The sequence below is a fragment of the Pseudomonas sp. MWU12-2345 genome, assembly GCF_023242385.1.
Taxonomy (GTDB): domain Bacteria; phylum Pseudomonadota; class Gammaproteobacteria; order Pseudomonadales; family Pseudomonadaceae; genus Aquipseudomonas; species Aquipseudomonas gingeri_D.
In genome coordinates, this window is the sequence record NZ_JALLJA010000006.1 from 89,338 (window position 1) to 112,521 (window position 23,184).

At 61.0% G+C, this 23,184-nt stretch carries 23 protein-coding genes; 16 read left to right on the forward strand and 7 right to left on the reverse strand.

The window, feature by feature from the left end:
* Positions 1-12 precede the first annotated feature (12 nt).
* Together M5C71_RS14280 and M5C71_RS14285 are read right to left on the reverse strand one after the other, a co-directional pair.
* Positions 13-702 carry an ABC transporter permease gene (locus M5C71_RS14280; protein ID WP_103495924.1) on the reverse strand — a complete coding sequence of 230 codons (690 nt, stop codon included), beginning with the start codon at positions 700-702 and terminating at the stop codon, positions 13-15.
* A gap of 92 nt (positions 703-794) precedes the next feature.
* Entirely contained in the window at positions 795-1,571 is a 777-nt protein-coding gene (locus tag M5C71_RS14285) for an ABC transporter substrate-binding protein (RefSeq protein WP_100939057.1), read from the reverse strand.
* A 262-nt stretch (positions 1,572-1,833) separates the two neighbouring features.
* Between M5C71_RS14285 and M5C71_RS14290 the strand changes: the two genes are divergently transcribed.
* The 4 genes from M5C71_RS14290 (at position 1,834) to speE (ending at position 4,132) form a co-directional block, all read left to right on the forward strand.
* Positions 1,834-2,364: a hypothetical protein gene (locus M5C71_RS14290; RefSeq protein WP_248768087.1), complete on the forward strand. Its 531-nt coding sequence runs from the start codon at positions 1,834-1,836 to the stop codon at positions 2,362-2,364.
* An 89-nt stretch (positions 2,365-2,453) separates the two neighbouring features.
* Positions 2,454-2,642 carry a PLDc N-terminal domain-containing protein gene (locus tag M5C71_RS14295; protein ID WP_103495922.1) on the forward strand — a complete coding sequence of 63 codons (189 nt, stop codon included), beginning with the start codon at positions 2,454-2,456 and terminating at the stop codon, positions 2,640-2,642.
* Positions 2,643-2,870: 228 nt separating this feature from the next.
* A complete protein-coding gene (locus tag M5C71_RS14300) occupies positions 2,871-3,074 on the forward strand; it encodes a hypothetical protein (RefSeq protein ID WP_247263009.1) in 204 nt (67 codons plus the stop codon).
* A gap of 182 nt (positions 3,075-3,256) precedes the next feature.
* Positions 3,257-4,132 (forward strand): polyamine aminopropyltransferase, encoded by an 876-nt coding sequence (gene speE / locus M5C71_RS14305; RefSeq protein ID WP_248768088.1) that lies wholly within the window; start codon positions 3,257-3,259, stop codon positions 4,130-4,132.
* Positions 4,133-4,198: 66 nt separating this feature from the next.
* Here the strand turns inward: speE and M5C71_RS14310 are convergent, their stop codons facing one another.
* Complete coding sequence (locus M5C71_RS14310; RefSeq protein ID WP_103495920.1) at positions 4,199-4,351, reverse strand: DUF3309 family protein; 153 nt, start codon at positions 4,349-4,351, stop codon at positions 4,199-4,201.
* Between the two features lie 309 nt (positions 4,352-4,660).
* Here M5C71_RS14310 and M5C71_RS14315 point away from each other — a divergent pair, with 309 nt between their 5' ends.
* The 3 genes from M5C71_RS14315 (at position 4,661) to csrA (ending at position 6,243) form a co-directional block, all read left to right on the forward strand.
* Positions 4,661-5,476: an SDR family oxidoreductase gene (locus M5C71_RS14315; RefSeq protein ID WP_103495919.1), complete on the forward strand. Its 816-nt coding sequence runs from the start codon at positions 4,661-4,663 to the stop codon at positions 5,474-5,476.
* Between the two features lie 65 nt (positions 5,477-5,541).
* Positions 5,542-5,874, forward strand: a complete 333-nt coding sequence (locus M5C71_RS14320) for a YnfA family protein (protein WP_103495918.1) — start codon at positions 5,542-5,544, stop codon at positions 5,872-5,874.
* A gap of 168 nt (positions 5,875-6,042) precedes the next feature.
* A complete protein-coding gene (gene csrA, locus M5C71_RS14325) occupies positions 6,043-6,243 on the forward strand; it encodes a carbon storage regulator CsrA (protein WP_248768089.1) in 201 nt (66 codons plus the stop codon).
* A 3-nt stretch (positions 6,244-6,246) separates the two neighbouring features.
* Here csrA and M5C71_RS14330 read toward each other — a convergent pair whose 3' ends face one another.
* Positions 6,247-6,474 carry a YheU family protein gene (locus tag M5C71_RS14330; RefSeq protein ID WP_103495916.1) on the reverse strand — a complete coding sequence of 76 codons (228 nt, stop codon included), beginning with the start codon at positions 6,472-6,474 and terminating at the stop codon, positions 6,247-6,249.
* A 185-nt stretch (positions 6,475-6,659) separates the two neighbouring features.
* On the opposite strand from M5C71_RS14330, the gene M5C71_RS14335 reads away from it, so the two are divergent.
* Both M5C71_RS14335 and M5C71_RS14340 read left to right on the forward strand, forming a co-directional pair.
* Positions 6,660-7,469, forward strand: a complete 810-nt coding sequence (locus tag M5C71_RS14335; protein ID WP_248768090.1) for a DNA/RNA non-specific endonuclease — start codon at positions 6,660-6,662, stop codon at positions 7,467-7,469.
* Positions 7,470-7,812: 343 nt separating this feature from the next.
* Complete coding sequence (locus tag M5C71_RS14340; protein ID WP_248768091.1) at positions 7,813-12,672, forward strand: NEL-type E3 ubiquitin ligase domain-containing protein; 4,860 nt, start codon at positions 7,813-7,815, stop codon at positions 12,670-12,672.
* 20 nt (positions 12,673-12,692) lie between these two features.
* On the opposite strand, the gene mnmC is transcribed toward M5C71_RS14340, so the two are convergent.
* On the reverse strand, positions 12,693-14,705 hold the full coding sequence (gene mnmC, locus M5C71_RS14345; protein WP_248768153.1) for a bifunctional tRNA (5-methylaminomethyl-2-thiouridine)(34)-methyltransferase MnmD/FAD-dependent 5-carboxymethylaminomethyl-2-thiouridine(34) oxidoreductase MnmC: 2,013 nt from the start codon (positions 14,703-14,705) through the stop codon (positions 12,693-12,695).
* Positions 14,706-14,845: 140 nt separating this feature from the next.
* On the opposite strand from mnmC, the gene pap reads away from it, so the two are divergent.
* Entirely contained in the window at positions 14,846-16,354 is a 1,509-nt protein-coding gene (gene pap, locus M5C71_RS14350) for a polyphosphate:AMP phosphotransferase (RefSeq protein WP_103495913.1), read from the forward strand.
* Positions 16,355-16,462: 108 nt separating this feature from the next.
* Positions 16,463-17,647 (forward strand): acetyl-CoA C-acyltransferase, encoded by a 1,185-nt coding sequence (locus tag M5C71_RS14355; RefSeq protein WP_103495912.1) that lies wholly within the window; start codon positions 16,463-16,465, stop codon positions 17,645-17,647.
* A 20-nt stretch (positions 17,648-17,667) separates the two neighbouring features.
* Here M5C71_RS14355 and M5C71_RS14360 read toward each other — a convergent pair whose 3' ends face one another.
* Positions 17,668-17,877: a DUF6316 family protein gene (locus M5C71_RS14360; RefSeq protein WP_103495911.1), complete on the reverse strand. Its 210-nt coding sequence runs from the start codon at positions 17,875-17,877 to the stop codon at positions 17,668-17,670.
* A 211-nt stretch (positions 17,878-18,088) separates the two neighbouring features.
* Between M5C71_RS14360 and M5C71_RS14365 the strand changes: the two genes are divergently transcribed.
* The gene (locus tag M5C71_RS14365; RefSeq protein ID WP_103495910.1) at positions 18,089-19,048 is read left to right on the forward strand and encodes a DMT family transporter; all 960 of its coding nucleotides are present in this window, start codon (positions 18,089-18,091) and stop codon (positions 19,046-19,048) included.
* Between the two features lie 9 nt (positions 19,049-19,057).
* Here the strand turns inward: M5C71_RS14365 and M5C71_RS14370 are convergent, their stop codons facing one another.
* A complete protein-coding gene (locus M5C71_RS14370; protein WP_103495909.1) occupies positions 19,058-20,452 on the reverse strand; it encodes a class II fumarate hydratase in 1,395 nt (464 codons plus the stop codon).
* 191 nt (positions 20,453-20,643) lie between these two features.
* On the opposite strand from M5C71_RS14370, the gene M5C71_RS14375 reads away from it, so the two are divergent.
* From M5C71_RS14375 to M5C71_RS14390, 4 genes are all read left to right on the forward strand, one after another.
* Positions 20,644-21,168, forward strand: coding sequence for a DUF2059 domain-containing protein (locus M5C71_RS14375; protein ID WP_103495908.1), 525 nt, complete (start codon positions 20,644-20,646; stop codon positions 21,166-21,168).
* 12 nt (positions 21,169-21,180) lie between these two features.
* Positions 21,181-21,477 (forward strand): BolA family protein, encoded by a 297-nt coding sequence (locus tag M5C71_RS14380; RefSeq protein ID WP_103495907.1) that lies wholly within the window; start codon positions 21,181-21,183, stop codon positions 21,475-21,477.
* A gap of 117 nt (positions 21,478-21,594) precedes the next feature.
* Positions 21,595-22,533, forward strand: coding sequence for a rhodanese-related sulfurtransferase (locus M5C71_RS14385; protein WP_103495906.1), 939 nt, complete (start codon positions 21,595-21,597; stop codon positions 22,531-22,533).
* A 36-nt stretch (positions 22,534-22,569) separates the two neighbouring features.
* Positions 22,570-23,172 carry a DsbA family protein gene (locus tag M5C71_RS14390; protein ID WP_177100248.1) on the forward strand — a complete coding sequence of 201 codons (603 nt, stop codon included), beginning with the start codon at positions 22,570-22,572 and terminating at the stop codon, positions 23,170-23,172.
* Positions 23,173-23,184: the final 12 nt, after the last annotated feature.

A 23,184-nucleotide genomic window follows, 5' to 3' on the forward strand; every position in this document is an offset into this window, starting at 1 on the left:
GTGGCTCTCCACTTACAGCTCGACGGCTTTGATGCCGACCGAATAGTGTTTTTCCAGATAACGCAGCACCAGCAGCGACAGGCTGGTCAGCATCAGGTAAAGCGCCGCCACGGCGAGGAAGAAGGTGAAGGGTTCGTGGGTGGCATCGGCGGCGTTCTTGGCCTTGAACATCATGTCCTGCAGGCCGATCACCGAGATCAGCGCGGTGGACTTGGTCAGCACCAGCCAGTTGTTGGTGAAACCGGGAATGGCGAAGCGAATCATCTGTGGCAGCAGGATCCGCCGGAACACCTGCAGGCCACTCATGCCATAGGCCATCCCGGCCTCGCCCTGGCCGCCGGGAATGGCCATGAAGGCACCGCGAAAGGTTTCCGAGAGATAGGCGCCGAAAATGAAGCCCATGGTGCAGACACCGGCCATGAAGGGGTTGATGTCGATGTAGTGGGTGTAGCCGAGTGCAAGAGCCAGGCGATTCACCAGATCCTGACCGCCATAGAAAATCAGCAGAATCAGGACCAGGTCGGGGATGCCGCGGATAAGGGTGGTGTAACCCTCACCCAGCATCGCCAGCCATTTGAGCGGGGATAACCGAAAGGCGGCACCGATCAGACCCAGGACAATGGCCATGGCCATCGCACTCAGGGCCAGGTTGAGGGTCAGCCAGGCACCCTCGAGGATGCTCGATCCGTAACCGTGGAGCATGATGAAACTCCTCGCCCGAAGCGCCGTCGGGCGCGCGGGACAAGTGGGAGAAGGGCGCCCGCGGCAAGCCGGCGCCAAGGTCACGGGAAGGTTTACTCGCCGTAGATATCGAACGCGAAGTACTTGGCCTGTATCTGCTGGTACTTGCCATTGGCGCGGATCGCATCGATGGCCGCGTTCAGGCGCGCGGCGTTCGCGGTGTCACCCTTGCGCAGGGCGATACCGGCGCCCCGGCCGAAGTATTTCGGGTCGTTGATATCGGGGCCGACCAGCGCGAAGCCTTTACCCGCCGGGGTTTTGATAAAGCTCTCGTCGGTGTTGACGATGTCGGCGAGGGTGGCGTCCAGGCGACCCGACGCCAGGTCAAGAAAGGCCTCGTTCTGTGAGGAATAGCGCACGATCTCGACGCCGGCTTTCTCCAGTTGTTCGGTGGCGAAGCGGTCGTAGGTGGAGGAGCGCTGCACGCCGACTTTCTTGCCCTTGAGATCCACCAGCGGATCGTTGATCAGGCTGCCGGCCTTCATCGCGAACTTGCCTGGGGTGTGGTAGTACTTTTCGCTGAAGTCGACGGATTTCAGGCGGTCGTCGGTGATCGACATCGACGACAGCACCGCATCGATCTTGCGCACCTTGAGCGAGGGGATCATCCCGTCGAACTCCTGGATCACCCATTGGCACTTGACCTTCATTTCATCGCACAGGGCGTTGCCGATGTCGTAATCGAACCCCCCGAGGTTGCCTTCCGGGGTCTTGTAGGAGAAGGGCGGGTAGGCGGCTTCTATACCGATACGCAGACTGTCCTCGTCGGCATGGGCCAGGATGCTGAAGGCGCAGAGGGCCAGGGCACCTAGAAGTCCTGTCTTGTTCATATTGTTGACTCCCGTTGTTTGTGAAGTGTGGGCGAGGTGCCGTCCGGATTGGCGTGGCGGGTAGCTCCGCCTGATCTTGTAGCGGCTATAAATGACATGTTTTTTTTCATAAATCAATTTTATGAAAATAAAAATGCCAAATGGTGCCATGGTGATACCGTTCGCCAGCCCGTCGACAGGGATTCAGGCGCGGATGGACCGGCTTCAGGGGGAATTGGTGTATTCTTCGCGGCCGTCATTTTCTCCTCTGCAGGACCTGTCCATGAAAATCGCCCTCGTCGAACTCATCAGCAAAATCAGCTCCGGCTGCATGAGCGAGGCCGAAATCCTGCAGATCGCCGATGAAGCAGCCCAGGCCTACGCCGACCAGGTCGGTTTCCTGGCGGCCAATCCGGACATCAACTACGACGACAGTTTTCCGATTCCCCTGGGCGAGTGGGTGGTGGTCGGTAGCCTGCCCGAGACCGTGCTGTTCCAGGCCGACACCTACATGGATCTGTTCGCCCGGATCGTCGAGTCCTTCGGCAAGGACGTGCCTTTCAATATCAAGCCCAAGCAGCTGGCCAAGGTCGAGGCCTTGACCGCCTTGAACCGTATCCAGGTCCAATTGAGCAGCATGAACCCGGAAATGGGCGGCTACGTACTGGTGAACTTCAGCCAGTTGCTCGACGACGAACTGCAGGCGGTGCTGGTCTACGGCAATGACCTGCCGCGAGTGCTGGCCCTGTGTGGAGAGGTCGGGATTGCCGCCGCGCCCTCCCTGGAAGCCCTGAGAGTCGCGCTGCACGTCTGAGTCGCCGCGGTTGAACGCGCAGCAATAAAGTGAACCCTGGCGGCGGCCGGCTATCCTATGGGGGCAGATCCTCATCTAGGAGCAAGACCATGGGTTCCACTTTCAACGGCCTGATCGGCCTGATCATCCTGGCGCTGGATATCTGGGCCATCCTCAATGTGCTGAAAAGCCCTGCCGAAACCGGGATGAAGATCCTCTGGATCCTGCTGATCATCCTGCTGCCGGTACTCGGCCTGATCATCTGGGCCATCGCCGGGCCGCGTGGCAATCTGCGCTAGTGGTGGTCAATACAGGCTTGAGCAAGGTGCCGCCCCGGCAGAGGGTGTGACACATTCTGTTTGTGTTTCGGAAATTGCCTACGATCTTGGTTGTAGGCGGCTGATGGCATCTACATGGATGAAGTCCTAGGGTTTGAACAGGGTAAAAGGCTTGGACGCCTTGCCCTCAGGCTTCTCCCGGATTCAAGGGAGGACCTGCCCCGAAACCCTACGCTAAAGGATTAGCCCATGCAGGAGATGAGTATGGAACAGGCTCAGCTTGAGAAAACCCATGTCGAGATTGCCAAGCTTATCGCCGAGCAACGCAAGCTCAATGCCGAGGCGGGGAAGATGACACGGGAAACATTCTGGTACCCGGTCGCGATTGCCATTGGCTTTGTCGGGACCGTGTCGACGGTCACCGCATTACTGATCAAATACCTCGTCCCTTAGTTAGAACGCGCAAGTCAACGGCCTTTGTCCGGGGACGGTTCGACCTGTCATAGTTCGCAACGTAGACTGCGCGCCTTTCTCGGATTATCGAGACGATGGCCGTCAGCGCCCATTGCTTGTTCGATAGTCCGTCATGGGCGGGTAACCGTCCGTTGCCACTCGCCTTCACCGGAGCACTTCCCATGAGCAATACGCCTGAAACCCACTACCAGGAAACCCTCTACGAAGGCTACGGCCAGCGCTTTCGCATGGACAAGCTGCTGCACGAAGTGCGCACCGGGCACCAGCACCTGGTGATCTTCGAAAACGCCCGCATGGGCCGGGTCATGGCCCTGGACGGTGTCATCCAGACCACCGAGGCCGATGAGTTCATCTACCACGAAATGCTCACCCATGTGCCGATCCTCGCCCATGGCAGCGCCAAGCGCGTGCTGATTATTGGGGGTGGCGACGGTGGCATGCTGCGTGAAGTAGCCAAGCATCGCGGTGTCGAGCACATCACCATGGTCGAGATCGACGCCACCGTAGTGGAGATGTGCAAGCAGTTCCTGCCTGAGCATTCCAAGGGCGCGTTCGACGATGGGCGGCTGAACCTGGTGATCGACGACGGCATGCGTTTCGTCGCCACCACCGAAGAAAAGTTCGACGTCATCATTTCCGACTCCACCGACCCCATCGGTCCCGGTGAAGTGCTGTTTTCCGAAAATTTCTACCAGGCCTGCCGTCGCTGCCTGAACGAAGGCGGCATCCTGGTGACCCAGAACGGTACGCCGTTCATGCAGTTGGCCGAAGTGCAGACCACCGCGGGACGCCTGCGCAGCCTGTTCCCGGACTGGCACTTCTACCAGGCCGCGATACCGACCTACATCGGCGGTGCCATGACCTTCGCCTGGGGCGCGACCCACACCGCGTCGCGCAAGTTGTCTCTGGAAACCCTGCGCCAGCGCTTTGCTGGCAGCGGTATAGTCACGCGCTACTACAATCCCGAGATCCATCTCGGTGCGTTTGCCTTGCCGCAATACGTGTTGCAGGCCGTGAACAAACCGAGCAACGACTGATACCGCACTCGCTGGCTCGCGATGATCGTCAACCGGACCGTCGCGAGCCGACTCAAGCCAGCAGGTTCATATCCTGCCGAGCAGTACCAGGATCAGCAGTACGATCAAGACTGTCCCGATCACCCCCGATGGACCATAACCCCAGCTTCTGGAGTGTGGGAAAACGGGCAGGCCGCCGACCAGCAGCAGGATCAGGATGACGATCAGAATAAGACTCATGGTGCTTTCCTTGTTCTGTTTTTCGAGACGCTATCGCGCACGTTCAGCTGTTGAATAACAGGCTGCTTGATAAGTCCGACTTGAGCGCCGAGAAGAAAATTCAGTTTTTTTCCGACCTTTCTCGCCCCCTCGTCTTATTGTTTTATTGATCGACCGTTCCCACCTTGGCGGTGTCGAACAATAAAGCTGCGCCTTCCCCCTCAGTCGTCACTTTGCCTGGAGCATTCAGCAATCTGATGGTGCATGGGCCTTCGAGCGTCCTTCGCTACACTGCCGCTCATCGTCCTCAGAACCCACAAGGCATCTGCTATGCACAATCGCATCATGATCACTGGCGCCGGCTCCGGTCTTGGCCGCGAAATCGCACTGCGCTGGGCCCGCGAAGGCTGGCGTCTGGCGCTGTCGGATGTCAGCGAGCCGGGCCTGCTGGAAACCCTCAGGCTGGTGCGCGAAGCTGGCGGCGATGGTTTCACCCAGCGTTGCGACGTGCGCGACTACAGCCAGTTGACGGCATTCGCCCAGGCGTGTGAGGTCAAATTCGGCGGCATCGATGTGATCGTCAACAATGCCGGTGTTGCCTCGGGCGGGTTCTTCAGCGAGTTGTCTCTCGAAGACTGGGATTGGCAGATCGCGATCAACCTGATGGGGGTGGTCAAGGGCTGCAAGGCGTTCCTGCCGCTGCTGGAACAGAGCAAGGGCAAGATCATCAATATCGCCTCCATGGCGGCGCTGATGCAGGGGCCGGCCATGAGCAACTACAACGTGGCCAAGGCTGGCGTAGTGGCGTTGTCGGAAAGCCTGTTGATCGAACTGGCGCAGCAGGAAGTCGGCGTGCACGTGGTCTGCCCGTCGTTTTTCCAGACCAATCTGCTGGACTCTTTCCGCGGGCCTACGCCGGCGATGAAGGCCCAGGTCGGCAAGTTGCTGGAAAGCTCACCGATCAGCGCGAGCGACATCGCCGACTACATCTATACCCGGGTCGGCCTGGGCGAATTCATGATTCTGCCCCACGAGCAAGGGCGCATGGCCTGGGCCCTCAAGCAGAAGAATCCGCAGTTGCTCTATGACGAAATGACCGTGATGGCCGACAAGATGCGGGCCAAGGCCAAACAAGTCCCGCATTGAGCTTGCCCACGGATCGACGGCTGGTTAGGGTTGCCGGCAATGGGCAATCCTGACGAGTGTTTATTGTGATCAACTATCTGTGGTTCTTTCTCGCGGCACTGTTTGAAATCGCCGGATGTTATGCCTTCTGGATGTGGCTGCGCTTGGGCAAGAGCGCCTGGTGGGTTGCCCCGGCGCTGTTGAGCCTGACGCTGTTCGCGCTGCTGCTGACCAAGGTCGAGGCGACCTACGCCGGTCGGGCCTACGCGGCCTACGGCGGTATCTACATCATTGCTTCGATTGCCTGGTTGGGCCTGATCGAGCGTATCCGGCCCCTCGGTTCCGACTGGTTGGGCGCCGCGCTCTGTGTCCTCGGTGCAAGCATCATTCTGTTGGGACCGCGCTTTTCACCGTCCTGAATCCAACTCTCCTCGGTAAATTCTCCGACTCTGCCCGGTAAGTAATCTGATTCTGTAGGGCGAGTCGACCCTGTCGGTCAGGGCCGGCTGATTTGCCGTGCCTGCATTGAAGGCGCTCATCGGGCCGGGCAGTCTTGGGCGCTCATAAACCCTTGAGGATTGAGTGCCATGCTTGTACTGAGCCGCGTCGTCGGCGAGATGATTTCCATCGGCGATAACATCACCGTGAGAATTCTCGCCATTAACGGTAACCACGTTCGTTTCGGTGTCGAGGCACCGAAGAACGTCAATGTGCACCGTGCGGAAATCTACCGTCGGATCCTGACCCAACTGGGGGCGCCGGAGCCTGTCCGCGACTCCGTTGTCTGACGATCAGTCGAAAAACTCTTTCGGCACCGCGTGCCTGGGCAGCAACTGACATTGCTCGCTTTCGAGATCGAAGAGAATCACCGCCTGGCCCTTGCTCAATGCATGGCGTACCCGCAGCACGCGGGTTTCCTGGGGCGTGTCGTCACCGTTGTCGGTACCGTCGCGGCTGACGAAGTCTTCGATCAGGCGGGTGAGGGTGTCGGGTTCGAGTTGGTCGTAGGGAATCAGCATGGAATCGTCTCTGGCGGCTAAGGGGCCTGATGCTACTGTGCCAGGGCCTGTCGGGCTATAACGCCAAGGTGTAATGACAGGCCCCTCGCTCATTTCGTCCCGTTCTGACAGACATAGGCAACAAAAGAATGTTCTCTTCCTGACGGACTGCCAAGGGCAGATCGTTATTGATGAGGAACATCAAAATGAACAATGCAGTACACCCCATCAGGCCGGTTTCGTACGCGGCGTTTACCAGTGCCGGCCGCCGAGCGCTCCTGGGGGGGCTGTTGCTGGGCCTTGGCGGCTGTGTCTCGCCATTGCCGGATCTGGCGCCGCCTCCCGGGCAGATCACCCTGGTCCGCGAGGGCTTTACCCTGACTTATGACTGTGAAAACCGCACGGCACTCAGGTACGCGTATCAGTTGACCGCCGACAAGGGCAATGCCAAGCGGCCCAGGGGCTTTGAACTGGACCCTGATCTGCCCGCCGGCTGCCCGACGCAATTTTCCTCTCGAGGATACAGCGCGGTACCCGGCTGGGACCGGGGGCATCTGGTGCCCTCCAATCAAATGGACCACAGCGGCCTGGCGATTCGCCAGGCCCATTACATGAGCAATATCGTGCCCCAGGCCGCGCGCTTCAACCAGGGGATCTGGGTGCAAACGGAGGAGATTTCGGAATGCTATCGCGACCTGGCATCGGTGCAGGTCTACGGCGGGGTGATCCACGATAACCCGGCGAATGACTTCTTCCTCGAGTCCCATGGTATCCGCACACCTGATGCCTTCTGGAAAACCATCTTGACCACCGATGCGGATGGCAAGACCCAGGCCATCAGTTGGTACATCCCCAACCAGGCGACGCTTGAGCCGCTGGACCGCTACATCCGCAGCATCGCGGAACTGGAGGCCTTGCTGGGGAGTGACACCGTCGGCATCGAAGCGAGCGACGAGGTCAAGGCGCAGAAACCCGCGCGTACCTGGCCCCGGCCACGCGACTGCGACCAGGGCTGAGCCCCGCTGAAATTTCCCCAGTCCAATCGTTATAAAAAATTCCGCGACCGTGCTCGCCGGCTGAGCCCCGGTGACGCGGCGTGTTGCGCGCAGAGGTGTTATCCGGCTATCCAAAGGATTTTTATTTTTGATTTAACTTGCTGATAAATAATAGATTTTTTGAGCTTTTCAAGCTTCGACAGACTGATAGCCTCGATGGAAATGGACGCGGCACTCGAGCATTGTCAGCCCCTGGCGCAATTTGCCGGAGCGCGAGTGGCCCAGGCCTTGGCGGATAACGGCCTGGGGCCTTTGTCTGCCCTGATCAGTCGCGGCGGCGGGCTTTTAAAAAAGGATATTTGAAATGTCAGCTATTCCCAGTTTTGTGCCGTCTGCCCTGGACGAGCAAAGCGAAAACGAAGATGTGATCAATGCCCATGCTCCGCCCTGGTTGTTGGCGGCCCGCCCCGAAGATATCGCGCGCCTGCGCGAGCACCTGCGGCGCAGTCTTTTTTTCAAGGAGGAACTGTCCGAGCGGTTCAAGGACCTGAAACCCGTCCGGGAGTTTTGCGCGCCGGTTCTGGAGCACGCGTTGCTGAGTCGATTCGGGCCGGGCCTGGATATCTACCGGGACCACGTGAAAATTGCCGATCGATGGCCGTCACTGCGCTATCCCATCGAGTCGTCTCAAGTCTTTCCGATGACCTATACCAGCCGCAGTTTGCTGGAGGCCGCGTTGCAGAACTTCGAGGCGGACGAACGCCTCCCTCCAAAATCCCATATAAGCCTGAGTGGCGACCCGAAGCGGGTGCCAAAAGTCAGCCTGGAGGATTTCGTCGAACTGGTGCGCCAGCTTGATCTGGGCCGGGTCTATCAGCATCACCTGTGCCAGGCTTTTCATCTCCAGGGAAGTGAGGGGGAGTCGGCGGATGACGACGAGTTTCGCATTGAGTCCGCCATCGTCCAGCAAAAGAAAGCCGATATGCTGGTGGATGCCTATATCGCCTACATGAAAAAAGACATCGATCAGATTGCCCATCAACAGATCTGCAAGTTGATCGAATGGAATATCGCCGTTGCCCCGGATGGCTCAAGGATGGTGGTCAATGGATTGAAAGTGCTGGGTGTTTCGTTACCGGGTATTTGTCTGTTCACGCTGCAGAATGTGCCAGCGAGCGAAACGGCCGCGATGAAGGATCGGGTACTGGTGCATATTCCCAATGATCCACTCACCCGCTTCAAACTCTATGCCTCGCTCGCGGCGTTCCACGCCGAACTGCGTAGCCGTCTTTGGCAGCCCTCGTATGAAGCGTTCTTCTGTGGTTTTGTCAGCCAGCGCGATCTGCCGAGGTTCCTGTCGCAGTTGAGGGTGCGCCTGACCCTTGAGACCCGGGATGCCTATGGAAACATCACGAAGTCCCTGAATCCGTCTGCCGATTTATCGTTGAAGCTGGAGTTGCTGAGCGGCGAGTTGTTTTTTCACCTCTATCGACAACAGATCCTGCGGCTTCAGGACGATGGGCGGGTCGTGGCGGTCCCGACCGAAGATGTTGACGAGGCTGCCCGCGAGGCCAGGAGGCAGTCGCTGTTGGGTCTGGGCATGACCTTGCTCAACCTGGCCGCCTTCGCCAACCCCTGGCTGGGTTTGCTGATGATGGGGGTGGCGGTCGGGCAACTGTTGGCGGAGACCTATGAGGGCTATGAGGATTGGCGGCGCGGTGAGCGTGACGAAGCGATCTCGCACATGATGTCGGTGGCCGAGGACATTGCGACGATGGTGGCCCTGGGTGTGGTCATGCACTGGGGGAGCAAGGCCCTCAAAGGTTTTTTTCAGCGGCCCTCGGACTTTTTTGACAGCCTGCTGCCGATCAAGTCGAGCGATGGTCGCTACCGGCTGTGGCAGGCCGACCTGCGCGCCTATCGCCATGATGTCCCCGAACTGGAGGAAAGGGGGCTGGACCCTGAAGGTTTTTACCTGGGGGACGACGCTGGCGATGGACACCGTTATCTGGATATCGCCGGCGAGCCTTACCGGGCCTACCGGGATAAGGCTTCCGGGGCCTGGCGTCTGTGCCATCCGAACCGTGGGTCGGCTTACGAACCCTGGCTTGAGCACAATGGCGCCGGGGCCTGGAGGCTGGCTCACGAATGGCCTTTGCAGTGGCACGATCCGGTTCACCTGCTGCGTCGCCTGGGGCCTGACGTGCGGTTTTTGAGTGATAAAAGCCTCGAGGAGATCCTGTCGATTCATCGACTCGACGAATCGCTATTGCGTCGCCTGCATATGAATAATGCCAAGCTCCCGGCTTCCCTGATGGACTCGATACAGCGCTTCAGGTTGGACAATGAATTGAGCTGGCTGCTGGTGCCGTCCACCGCGCCGAGATCGGCCGCGGCACGTGTGCTCGACCTGAAGCTGCAGATTCTGCCCAGCCTCGAGAGCTGGCCCCGGAATCGCACGCTCATGTTGCTGGACGATGCAGGCAAGCCGCTCAAGGAGTACGGGGCGGATCTGACAACGCAACCGATGCGGCTCATGCTCCGCTCCAGGGACATCGAGGCGGATGGATTGGCGATGGTCCTGGACAAACTGACACTCCAGGAGCAGCGGATGCTGCTCGGTCCGGGGGCGGATCCCGACCAGACGTCGGCGCTTCTGGAAGGGCTGCTGCGCACCCATGTACGCGAACAGCGCCCCACGGTGTTCCAGCGCCTCTACCGTTTGTGCTGCGTGACCAATGTCGGCTTGCCGATGAGCCTCAGGCAAGGCTTTGCCGATTTACCGGACGGGGTCTTGCGTGAAATCCTGGGACAGACGGACGACGTACTGAAAGGGCGCTTGAGCCTTGGCGGGCGTCTGCCCTTGGAATTGATTGAAAAGGCCGGCGAAAGCAGGCGTGAGATTCGAGTCAATCACGCGCTGGACGGTGGTTTTCTCAAGAAAACGGGAGATCTGGATGGCGCCAGGTTGCAGCTGCCCCTCCTGAAAACGATGGTTGGGTGGCCGGCGGATGTGCGCTGGGAGATTCGTCAGGAGCGCTTCGACGGACGCCTGTTGTTCAAGATGGGCGATGACGACTTGCCCCGGCGCCGGGTTCTGGTCAGGACTGCACAGGGCTATCAAGCCTTTGATAATGAGGGCCTGAGCCTGGGGCCGCAGGTCAATGGGCCCCAGGCCCTGAGCTCGGCGGTGTTGAGCGGCTTGCGGGTGAGCGAGCGCGAGGCGATGGGGGTCAAGCTGGGCGAGGCCGACTTGCTGCACCAGTTGCTGATGTCCAAGATCCTGCTGCGTCCACGGGCTGAGCTCGAAGAGACACTCGGCCTGCCGCCACGCAAGCCAGGAACGCGTTCGCCGACATGGCGCGACAGCTATATGGGCGGTTGCCTGCGTGTCAGGCGTGGCATTGTCCATGGCTCGCGACGCGGGTTACGCCGGTTGACCCGGCTGTATCCAGACCTTTGCGAGGCGGAGGCGCGCAATCTCTATTTTTCTTTTGGCGATGATCCTCTTGAGGTCAGAGCTCGGCTCCAGGCGCTCGAAGAGGAGCTCCGGCAACTGCGCTCGACCCTGGCCGATTGGCGAGGAGGGCAGACGGTGAGGGCGCATGCCTGGTTGGGAGGCATGGCCGAGAGCCGTGAACAGGCGGCCGAGATCATCGAGCGTTGCTGGCGACGGCAGACACCGGCTACCTACAACGAAAATGGCGCGGCCATCGGTCACAGCCTGAGCCTGGCGGGCTTGCGCGTCGACAGCCTGCCAAGTTTGCCCACCGGTATCAGTTTTGATCATGTCACCGAGCTTTCGCTGAAGAACATGAGAATCAGTCGGATCCCAGAAGGTTTTCTCGAGCGTTTTCCCAACCTGCGCCTGCTGGAGTTGAATAACAATCGGCTGGAGTACCTGCCGAATGCGATTGCCGATATGAGCCGGCTCAGGGAGCTGTATCTGCAGGATAACCAGATCACCCTGACGCCGAACGCCGTCGGTGTGCTGTCGGGTTTGCACGATCTTGAAACCCTGAACCTGAACGGCAACTTCGATGTCAGCTTGCTGGATGTTGGCCAGATGCCGCGTTTACGCCGCCTGCATCTGCGCGGGACAGGTATCGACGGTTTGCCAGTGGGCCTGTTGACGCGGGTTCGCCTGTACGAGGCGGATCTGCGTGACAACCGGATTCAGGTTGTGCCGAACGCGATCTACACGGCACCTTCGCCGATCAATCGGCGGATCATTCTGCGTAACAACCCCTTGTCGGAGTATCACCAGAACCTGTTGGCCGCCTATCGGGCGCGCACCGGCATTACCTTCGGCATTCCCGATACCGAGTTGGCGTTGGATGACTACAGTGCGCGTCAGCGTTGGCTGGCCGATATCGAGGAGGGCGAGCGCCGCGACAACCTGCGCGACCTGTGGCATGACTTGCGGCAAGAGGAGGGCTCCGGGGAACTGTTCGCGTTGTTGGGACGCCTGGGCAGCAGCGCGGAATATCAGAAGACTCGCGCCGACTTGACGCGACGCGTCTGGGAGGTGCTGGCGGAAGCCGCCGAGAACACCACGTTGCGGCGTGAGCTGTTCGACCTGGCGGCCGATCCGTTGACCTGTGTGGACAGCGCCGCACGCAATTTCAGTCACCTGGAAGTCCGGATGTTGCTGGCCAGGGCCCGGTTTCTGGCGCTCAGGAGTAGTGAGCCGACGGAGTTGCTGAAGTTGGCGCGGGGCCTGTTTCGCCTGGAACGTATCGATGAGATTGCCCGGGAGCATGTCAAGGCGCTGTACGAGCAGCCCGAGCGGCCTTCAGCCGGTATGGTGGATGAGATCGAAGTGAATCTGGCCTATCGGGTCGGCCTGGGACGTTCGCTGTATTTGCCCGGGCAGCCGAAGGAGATGTTCTTCAGATCCATTGCCGGTGTCAGCGAAGAGCAGATCCTGGAAGCCCGCGGTCGCATACGGCAGGCTGAGGCGACAGCGGCCATGAAGACCTTTATTGCTTCGCGCGATTTCTGGATCGACTACCTGAGGAAGAAGTACCCACGGGATTTCGCCCTCTTCAACAGGCCGTTTCATGAGCAGGAGGAACAACTGCTGAACAACTCCCCGGAGATGCTCAGCGACAGGTATTCCCGAAGTTTGTCGATGTTGATGGAGAGCCGCCTCGCCGAGGAGCAACGTTTTCTCGAAGGGCTGACCCAGTACGAACTGGATGAGCATCCCGCCCCGCTCTGATGTCTGGTCGGGGCGCCGGTTCAGGCGTTCGTCCGAGGCTTGACCGTGCCGCGAATCAGGGCGCGCAAGGCGAAACGATTCGGATGACAGGCCTCGGCAATACTGCGGGGCAGCGGCAACGGTTCGTTCTCCAGCCACGCCGCCAGCAGCTCACCCGAAAGCGGTGCGCTGATCAGGCCTCGGGAGCCGTGGCCGCTGTTGATATACAGGCCCTCGAGCCAGGCGCAGGGGACCTGTGGCACCTGCCGGGCATCCCGGGCCAGGATGCCGTAGGCCTCGGCGAACGCTTGCGGGTCCGCCAGCGGCCCGACGATCGGCAGGTAATCGGCGCTGGTGCAGCGAAAGGCGGCCCGGCCTTGCAGTTGTTCTGGAGCCAAGCCCGCGGCGTTCAAGCGCAGGGCCAGGTCGGGCGAGATGTCCTGTAGCAATGCCAGGTTGCCGATATGCTCCGCCGTGGTGGGAGTCAGGTCTTCGCTCTTGAAATCGAAGCTGGCTCCCAGGGTATGTTCACCCAGGCGTGCCGGCGCGACATAACCTTCGGCGCAGACCACGGTGTGCAAGGCGGCGCTGCCGGCGGTCTGCGCCAGGCGAGTGATCTGCCCGCGAATGCGCTTGAGCGGCAGCGTGGCGCTGGCGGCGAAGCGTTTCACTTCGGCGGCGCCGGCAAGGATCACCACCGGGGCGCCGCCCAGCAGGGTGTCGGCGGCCCACGCCTGCCATTGGCCGTCGACCTGGCGCAGTTCGACGGCGTCGCTATGGGCACGCACTTCAATGTTCGGGTGGTCGGCCTGCCACTGGCACAAGGCCGGCGGATGAACCCAGCCGCCTTCCGGAAAGAACAGTCCACCGTGTTCGAGGGCCACGCCAGCACGGGCCTGGGCCTGGGCTTGATCGAGGACCTGCAGCAACTCGGGGCTGAAGGCCTTGGCCAATTGGGCCTGGCGCTCGGCCTCTTTCTCATCGAAGGCCAGTTGCAAGACGCCGCAGTCGTCCCAGTCGAGGCCTTTGTGCAACTGCTCGAGCAAGCGCCGGGTATGCCCGAAACCGCTGAGGATCAGTTGCGACAGCGCGGTGCCATGGGCCGACAGCTTGAGGTAGAGGACGCCTTGCGGGTTGCCCGAGGCTTCCCGGGCCAGGGCATCGTGGCGCTCCAGCAGGCAGACCTGCCAGCCACGGGCGGCGAGGCTCGCCGCGCTGGCACAACCGGCCAGGCCGCCGCCGATCACCAGGGCCCGGCGTTCGCCGCCGGGCGGTCGTGGGCGGGAGAACCAGGGCTTGGCCGGCGGCGGTTCGGCGGTGTCTTCGGGCCAGCCGATAAATTCGCCCCGCAGGATTTCCCATTTATGGCCGATGCCCGGCGTGCGGCGCATCTTGAAGCCCGCGGCATTCAACGAGCGACGGACCCAGCCGGTGCTGGTGAAGGTGCTCAGGGTCGCGCCGGGGGCCGCCAGTCGCGCCAGTTCGGCGAACAGCTCGGGTGTCCACATCTCGGGATTTTTCGCCGGGGCAAAGCCATCGAGGAACCAGGCGTCGATCCGGGCATCCAGTTGCGGCAACTGTTCCAGGGCATCGCCGACCAGCAGTGTCAGGGTCACCCGGCCATTGTCCAGCAGCAGGCGCTGGAAGCCCTGGTGAATGGCGACATACTGCCCGAGCAATTGCGCGCTGAACGTCGCCAGTTCGGGCCAGAGGCTGAGGGCGCGTTGCAGGTCGGTGCGGCTCAGTGGGTACTTTTCCACGCTGACGAAATGCAGTCGGGCGCCCGCTACCGCACAGGTTTCGAACAACTGCCAGGCGCAGAGGAAATTCAGCCCGGTGCCGAAGCCGGTTTCGCCGATCACCAGCCGCTCGTTCGGCCCGAGGGCCTCGAAACGCTCTTTCAGACGATTTTGCTCGATAAAGACGTAGCGGGTTTCGTCCAGGCCCGACTGGTCGGAGAAATAGACGTCGTCGAAGACCCTAGAGTGCGGGCGACCTTGATCATCCCAGTCGATCTGGGCGTGGCTGGGAGGAGTGGGCGATACGCGGGTCATGGGGGCACTCGACGGCAACAAGGCGGCTATTCTAGCCCATTGCCGGGCGCTGGATTGATCCATGGCAAGGCCTGGGGATTTCCCGCCACACAGCGTGGTCCGATCCGTTAGTCTTGCTCTATCTTGGAAGGGAGTCGCCCATGTTTGAATCCGCCGAAATCGGTCACGCCATCGACAAAGAAACCTACGACGCCGAAGTCCCGGCCCTGCGTGAAGCCTTGCTGGAGGCGCAGTTCGAACTCCAGCAGCAAAAGCGCTTTCCGGTCATTGTGCTGATCAATGGCATTGAAGGGGCGGGCAAGGGCGAGACGGTCAAGTTGCTCAACGAATGGATGGACCCGCGTCTGATCGAGGTCCGCACCTTCGACCAGCAGACCGATGAAGAACTGGCCCGGCCACCGGCCTGGCGCTATTGGCGGCAGTTGCCGGCCAAGGGGCGCATGGGGGTGTTCTTCGGCAACTGGTACAGCCAGATGTTGCAGGGACGGGTGCACGGCCATTTCAAGGACGCGGTGCTGGACCAGGCGATCAATGGCGCCGAGCGCCTGGAGCGCATGCTCTGCGACGAAGGTGCGCTGATCTTCAAGTTCTGGTTCCACCTGTCCAAGAAACAGATGAAGGCCCGCCTCAAATCTCTCCAGGATGATCCCCTGCACAGCTGGCGCATCAGCCCGCTGGACTGGCAGCAGTCGGAGACTTACGACAAGTTCGTGCATTTCGGTGAGCGGGTGCTGCGCCGCACCAGCAACGACTACGCACCCTGGCATGTGATCGAAGGTGTCGATCCGCATTACCGCAGCCTGACCGTGGGCAAGATCCTGCTCGAAGGCTTGCAGACGGCGCTCAAGACCAAGGACGCCAAGCCGCGCCCGACCAATGCCGCACCGCTGCAGTCGGGGGTGGATGAACTCAGTCTGCTGGACAGCCTTGACCTGAGTCAGCACCTGGACAAGGACGACTATGAAGAACAACTGATTACCGAACAGGCGCGGCTGGCCGGTCTGCTGCGGGACAAGCGCATGCGTCGGCACGCGCTGGTGGCGGTGTTCGAAGGCAATGATGCGGCGGGCAAGGGCGGAGCGATCCGCCGGGTCGCCGCGGCGCTCGATCCACGGCAGTACCGTATCGTCCCCATCGCCGCGCCGACCGAAGACGAACGTGCCCAGCCGTACCTCTGGCGGTTCTGGCGGCATATCCCGCCGCGTGGCAAGTTCACCGTGTTCGACCGTTCCTGGTATGGCCGTGTATTGGTAGAACGGATTGAAGGCTTCTGCAGCCAGGCCGACTGGATGCGTGCCTACAGTGAAATCAACGATTTCGAGGAGCAACTGAGCGAGGCCGGAGTGATCGTGGTGAAGTTCTGGCTGGCCATCGATAAACAAACCCAATTGGAGCGTTTCCAGGCTCGCGAAGAAATTCCGTTCAAGCGCTTCAAGATCACCGAAGACGATTGGCGCAACCGCGAGAAATGGGAGCTGTACCGCGATGCCATCGGCGATATGGTCGACCGTACCAGCACCGAAGTGTCGCCCTGGACGCTGGTGGAAGCCAATGACAAGCGCTGGGCCCGGGTCAAGGTGCTGCGCACGATCAACCGGGCCATCGAGGACGCCTTCGAAGCATATGGGAAGAAGGGTAAGTCGAAGTAGGACGATGGCCGCGCATACGCCGGATGAATGATTGTCGCGGTCGGGAATCGGGTGGGCTTATGCTCGCTCGATCCTTCCAACCGACAACAACAATCAACGAGGTGGGTCATGCGTGAAGTGGTGATCGTCGACAGCGTGCGGACTGGCCTGGCCAAGTCCTTTCGCGGCAAATTCAACCAGACCCGGCCGGATGACATGGCGGCCCATTGCGTCAACGCCTTGCTCAGCCGCAACGGCATCGACCCGGCCAGCGTCGAGGATTGCATCGTCGGCGCCGGCTCCAACGAGGGGGCCCAGGGCTACAACATCGGGCGTAATGTCGCGGTGTTGTCGAAGCTGGGCACCGGCACCGCCGGCATGACCCTCAATCGTTTCTGCTCCTCGGGTTTGCAGGCGATTGCCATTGCCGCCAACCAGATCGCATCCGGTTGCAGTGAGATCATCGTTGCCGGTGGCGTCGAGTCCATCAGCCTGACGATGAAAAGCGTCAACACCGACAACCTGATCAACCCGCTGCTCAAGGAGCAGGTGCCGGGGATCTATTTCCCCATGGGCCAGACCGCCGAGATCGTCGCCCGACGCTACGGTGTCAGTCGTGAGCAGCAGGATCTGTATGCGTTGCAAAGCCAGCAGCGCACGGCCGCCGCCCAGGCCGCCGGTTTGTTCGACGATGAAATCGTGCCCATGGCCGTAACCTATGCGGTTGAAGACAAGGCCAGCGGGCAGATCCAGCATCTGCAAGGCGTAGTGGAGCGTGATGACTGCAATCGCCCGGACACCACATTGCAAAGCCTGGCCGGTTTGAAGCCGGTGTTTGCCGAAGACGGTTCGGTGACCGCGGGCAACTCGTCACAACTGTCCGACGGCGCTTCGATGACCCTGGTGATGAGCCTGGAAAAAGCCCTGGAACTGGGGCTGACGCCGAAGGCCTTGTTCCGTGGTTTTGCCGTGGCCGGTTGTGAACCGGACGAAATGGGCATCGGCCCGGTGTTCTCGGTGCCGCGGCTGCTCAAGGCCAGGGGCCTGAGCGTGGCGGATATCGATCTGTGGGAGTTGAACGAAGCGTTCGCCTCGCAGTGCCTGTACAGCCGTGATCGGTTGGGCATCGACAACGACAGGTACAACGTCAACGGCGGTTCGATTTCCATCGGCCATCCCTTCGGCATGACCGGCTCGCGCCAGGTCGGGCACCTGGTGCGTGAGCTGCAGCGACGCAAGTTGCGTTATGGCATCGTCACCATGTGCGTGGGCGGTGGGATGGGGGCGACGGGGTTGTTCGAAGCGTTGCTCTGAACCTGGACCAGACCCTGTTGCTACAGGGTCTGGCTGGCCTGGATGGCATTGGCCCGCTGCATGCGTTTTACATACAGCTGGGTTTCGCGCTCGGCATCGGTGCGAGTAAAGAACGGCCCTTCCAGTGTGTTTTCCCGAGTGCTGAAAAAAAACAATCCGTTGATGGTCGTCACTCGGCCACTGCGAAAATGTATGGCCTCGGTGTTGTCTTGTGCGCGTTTGCCGAACATGGCGAAATCTCGCTGGTGAGCGTAGCTGTCAGAAATCTAGCATAAAACTTATGAGGATAGCTCACCTGATCCTCCGATCAATGGTCATGGCCAGTTTATTGACGGCGTTTCTGGCATGCTCAAGGTCGTATCGGGCTGTCTTCCCCGGCTGTGTTGCCGACCTGGCAAGGCCTAGAATGGCGACTTCCCCCACACGTCCGCAGGACTCTTCATGCATATCTCATCCGGTCGCTGGGGCTATGGCCTGTTCCTGGCGCTGTTGACCGCCGTGCTCTGGGGCATTTTGCCGATCAAGCTCAAGCAGGTATTGCAGGTGATGGACCCGGTGACCGTGACCTGGTGCCGCTTGATCGTGTCGGGGGGCTTTCTGTTCGTGTACCTGGCGGCGACCCGGCGGTTGCCGAGCCGGCATGTCCTCGGGCCACGAGGCGGCTGGCTGGTGCTGATGGCGGTGCTCGGCCTGGTGGGCAACTACGTGCTTTACCTCATGGGCTTGAACCGCCTCAGTCCGGGCACCGCGCAGTTGGTGGTGCAGATGGGGCCGATTTTCCTGCTGATCGCCAGCCTGTTCGTGTTCAAGGAGCGCTTCAGCCTGGGGCAGGGGCTCGGCTTGCTGGTGCTGCTGTTCGGCTTCGGGCTGTTTTTCAATCAGCGCCTGGAAGAGTTGCTGACCTCCCTGGGGACTTACACCGCCGGGGTATTGATGGTGTTGCTGGCGTCCACGGTCTGGACCTTCTATGCCTTGAGCCAGAAGCAATTGCTGACGGTATGGAATTCGTTGCAGGTGATGATGGTGATCTACCTGTTTTGTGCCTTGTTGCTCACGCCCTGGGTGCACCCGAGCGAAGTCCTGCAACTGAGTCCGTTGCAGGGCTGGTTGTTGCTCGGTTGTTGCCTCAATACGCTGGTGGCCTACGGTGCCTTTGCCGAGGCCCTGGCGCACTGGGAAGCCTCGCGGGTCAGTGCGACCCTGGCGATCACGCCGCTGGTGACCTTTGCCGCGGTGGCCCTGGCGGCCTGGCTGTGGCCCGGCTTCGTACAGCCCGAAGATATCAATGGCCTGGGGTATGGCGGCGCGTTGCTGGTGGTGCTGGGCTCGGCGCTGGTGGCGTTGGGGCCGTCGCTGATGGCCGGGCTCAAGGCCCGGCGGGTGCGTTTGATGGCAAATTAACGCTCGACGTCAGCCGTTCTTGCCGGATTCAAGCATGTTTTCCGGCCGGACCCAGGCGTCGAACTCGGCGTCGGTCAGGTAGCCGAGGGCCAGCGCCGCTTCACGCAAGGTGAGGTTTTCGCTGTAGGCCTTCTTGGCGATCTGGGCCGACTTGTCGTAGCCGATATGCGGATTCAGCGCCGTCACCAGCATCAGGCCACGCTCCAGGTGCGCGGCCATCTGCACCGGGTCGGGTTCCAGCCCGGCGATGCAATGCTGCTGGAAGTTGCTGCAACCATCGCCGAGCAGTCGGATCGACTGCAGCAGGTTATGGATGATCACCGGCTTGAACACATTCAACTGCAAGTGACCTTGGCTGGCGGCAAAGCCGATCGTCACGTCATTGCCCATGACCTGGCAGGCCAGCATCGATAGCGCCTCGCACTGGGTCGGGTTGACCTTGCCGGGCATGATCGAACTGCCCGGTTCGTTGGCCGGCAACTTCACCTCGGCAAATCCGGCACGCGGCCCGGAACCCAGCAGGCGCAGGTCGTTGGCGATTTTCATCAGGGCCACGGCGAGGGTTTTCAGGGCGCCGGAGAGGGTGGTCAGGGGCTCATGGCCGGCCAGGGCGGCGAATTTGTTCGGCGCGCTGATAAACGGCAAGCCGGACAACGCCGCGAGTTCGGCGGCAACCGCCTCGGCAAAACCATGGGGCGCATTCAGCCCGGTGCCGACGGCGGTGCCGCCCTGGGCCAGTTCGCAGACCGCCGGCAAGGCCGCGCGAATCGCCCGCTCGGCGTAGTTCAGTTGCGCGATATAGGCCGAGACCTCCTGGCCGAAGGTGATCGGCGTGGCATCCATCATATGGGTGCGCCCGGTCTTCACCAGCTTCATATGGCGTGCCGCCAGTTCCGCCAGCCCGCCGGACAGTTCGGCCATCGCCGGCAGCAACTGCTGGTACACCGCCTGGACGGCGGCGATGTGCATGGCGGTGGGAAAGCAGTCGTTGGAGCTCTGGGAGCGGTTGACGTGATCGTTGGGGTGTACTGGCGATTTGCCGCCACGGCCCTTGCCGGCCAGTTCATTGGCCCGCCCGGCAATCACTTCGTTGGCGTTCATATTGCTCTGGGTGCCGCTGCCGGTCTGCCAGACCGCCAGCGGGAACTGGTCGTCATGTTCGCCGGCGAGCACTTCGTCGGCGGCCTGCTCGATCAGCCGGGCGATATCGGCGGGCAGGTCGCCATTGCGGTTGTTGACCCGGGCCGCGGCCTTCTTGATCAACGCCAGGGCGTGCATGACCGCCAGGGGCATTTTTTCCGTGCCGATGGCGAAGTTGATCAGCGAACGCTGGGTCTGGGCGCCCCAGTAGGCCTCTTCCGGTACGTTTACCTGGCCAAGGCTGTCGGTTTCGATGCGACTCATTCGGTTTCACTCCTGATGGCGGGTTAGCGCAGTTTAGGTCCTGATCGAACGCGTGGGTTCCCTTCCAGGTTTTACTCTCTTCGCGACCATCGGACACCCGAGCATTGGCCACGGGGTTGAGTGACACACTTTGTTAGGCGCAGAATGGATGCCCTTGGGGTTTTACCTCGCCTGTTTAGAAAGGAAACTCGATGACCCGTCTTCGTGCCATCTGTACCGCGGTTGCTCTGGTATGCGCCAGCGGCCAGGTTTTCGCCGATACCGCCAGCCACAACGCCAGTGCCGAGGCTTTCCTGACGTTGGCCCACGCCGACAAGCTGGGCACCCCGGTCTACGCGCAAGTACAGCAAATGTTTGCCCAGCGCTTCGAGCAGACCCAGGCACCGGCCTCGAAAAAGCCGTTGCTCGACACCTACCAGGCCAAGGCCAACGCCGCCCTGGACCAGGCCATCGGCTGGAACAAGCTCAAGCCTGACATGCTCAAACTCTACACCGACAACTTCAGCGAATCCGAACTCAAGGACCTGGTCGCGTTCTACCAGTCGCCACTGGGCAAGAAAGTCCTGGAAAAAATGCCGCAGCTGACCCAGCAATCGGCCCAGATGACCCAGGCCAAACTGGAAAGCGCAGTACCGGTGGTGAACAAGCTGCTGGAAGACATGACCAACGAGCTGACGCCCAAGGCGCCGGCACCCGCGGTCAAGAAAAAGCCGTAAGCGGAGCCTGGAATGAGCATGCAGCAACGTATCGAAACCGCACTGGGCGCCCTGCAACCCGAGCACCTGCAAGTCCTGGACGAGAGCCATATGCACAGCCGTGGGTTGCAGACCCACTTCAAGGCGGTGCTGGTCAGCGCACAGTTTGCCGGGTTGAACAGCGTCAAGCGCCACCAGAAGGTCTATGCCACCCTGGGTGATCTGATGAGTGAATTCCATGCGTTGGCCCTGCATACCTACACCCCTGAAGAATGGGTGAAAATCGGCGTGGCCCCGGCATCGCCGGTCTGCGCCGGCGGAGGGCATTGATGCTGGTTTTTTGACCGGTGTTTTTTTGCTAGAATCCGCAACGCGCCGCACTGTCGGCGCGTTTTTTTTGCATCCGGTTCGCCCTTTGCGAGGGCAGCCACCTGGAGAGAATCACCCATGACTCAACCCATAGTCGTGGCGGCACTTTATAAGTTCGTCACCCTGGAAGATTACGTTGCCCTGCGCGAGCCACTGCTGCAGGCGATGGTCGACAACGGTATCAAAGGCACCCTGCTGATCGCCGAAGAAGGCATCAACGGTACGGTTTCCGGTAGCCGCGAAGGCATCGACGGCCTGCTCGCCTGGCTCAAGCTGGATCCGCGGATGGTCGACATCGACCACAAGGAATCCTATTGCGATGACCAGCCGTTCTATCGGACCAAGGTCAAGCTGAAGAAGGAAATCGTCACCCTGGGGGTCGAGGGCGTGGACCCGAACAAGCAGGTCGGCACCTATGTCGATCCACAGAACTGGAATGCGTTGATCGCCGACCCGGAAGTGTTGCTGATCGACACCCGCAACGATTATGAAGTTTCGATCGGTACCTTCGAAGGCGCCATCGACCCGAAAACCACCAGTTTTCGCGAATTCCCCGACTACATCAAAGCCCATTTCGACCCGGCCAAACACAAGAAGGTCGCAATGTTCTGCACCGGCGGCATTCGCTGCGAGAAGGCCTCCAGCTACATGCTCAGCCAGGGGTTCGACGAGGTCTATCACCTCAAGGGCGGGATCCTCAAGTACCTCGAAGAGGTGCCCCAGGAGCAGAGCAAGTGGCAGGGCGACTGTTTTGTCTTCGACAATCGGGTGACCGTGCGCCATGACCTGAGCGAAGGCGACTACGATCAATGTCATGCCTGCCGTACGCCGATCAGCGTCGAGGAACGGGCCTCGGAGCATTACGTGGCCGGGATCAGTTGCCCGCATTGCTGGGACACCTTGAGCGAGAAAACCCGTCGTAGCGCCATTGACCGCCAGAAGCAGATCGAACTGGCCAAGGCGCGCAACCAGCCGCATCCGATCGGTTACAACTACCGTCAATCTTCCGAGGGCTGAACCATGTCCGCGCGCCTGCTCTATGTAATGGACCCGATGTGCTCCTGGTGCTGGGGGTTTGCCCCGGTGGCCGAGGCACTGGTCAAGCAGGCCCAGGCGGCGGGGGTCGAACTGCACCTGGTGATGGGCGGCCTGCGCACCGGTAGCGGCGCCGCGCTGGAGCCGACCACCCGGCGCTATATCATGGAGCACTGGCAGGCGGTTACCGAGACCACCGGCCAGCCGTTCAAGCTCGACGGCGCCTTGCCTGACGGTTTCATCTACGACACCGAGCCTGCCTGCCGCGCCGTGATCACCGCGCGTAGCCTGGCGCCGGACTGTGCGTGGACGCTGGTGGGGCTGATCCAGCGGGCCTTCTATGTCGAGGGCCGGGATGTCACCCAAGCCAGCGTGCTGGTGGAGTTGGCGGAGCAAGCCGGTTTGCCGCGCATCGAGTTTGCCGGCGCCTTCGACACGGCCGAGCAACACGCGGCCACCGCGGCCGATTTCACCTGGGTCCAGGACCTGGGGATTGCCGGTTTCCCGACCCTGCTGGCCGAACGTAATGGCCAGTTGGCGCTGCTGACCAATGGCTACCAGCCGCTGGCTGAACTTGCCCCGCTGCTCGGCCGATGGCTGGAGCGCGCGGCCAGTGCTTGAACAGCCCGATCC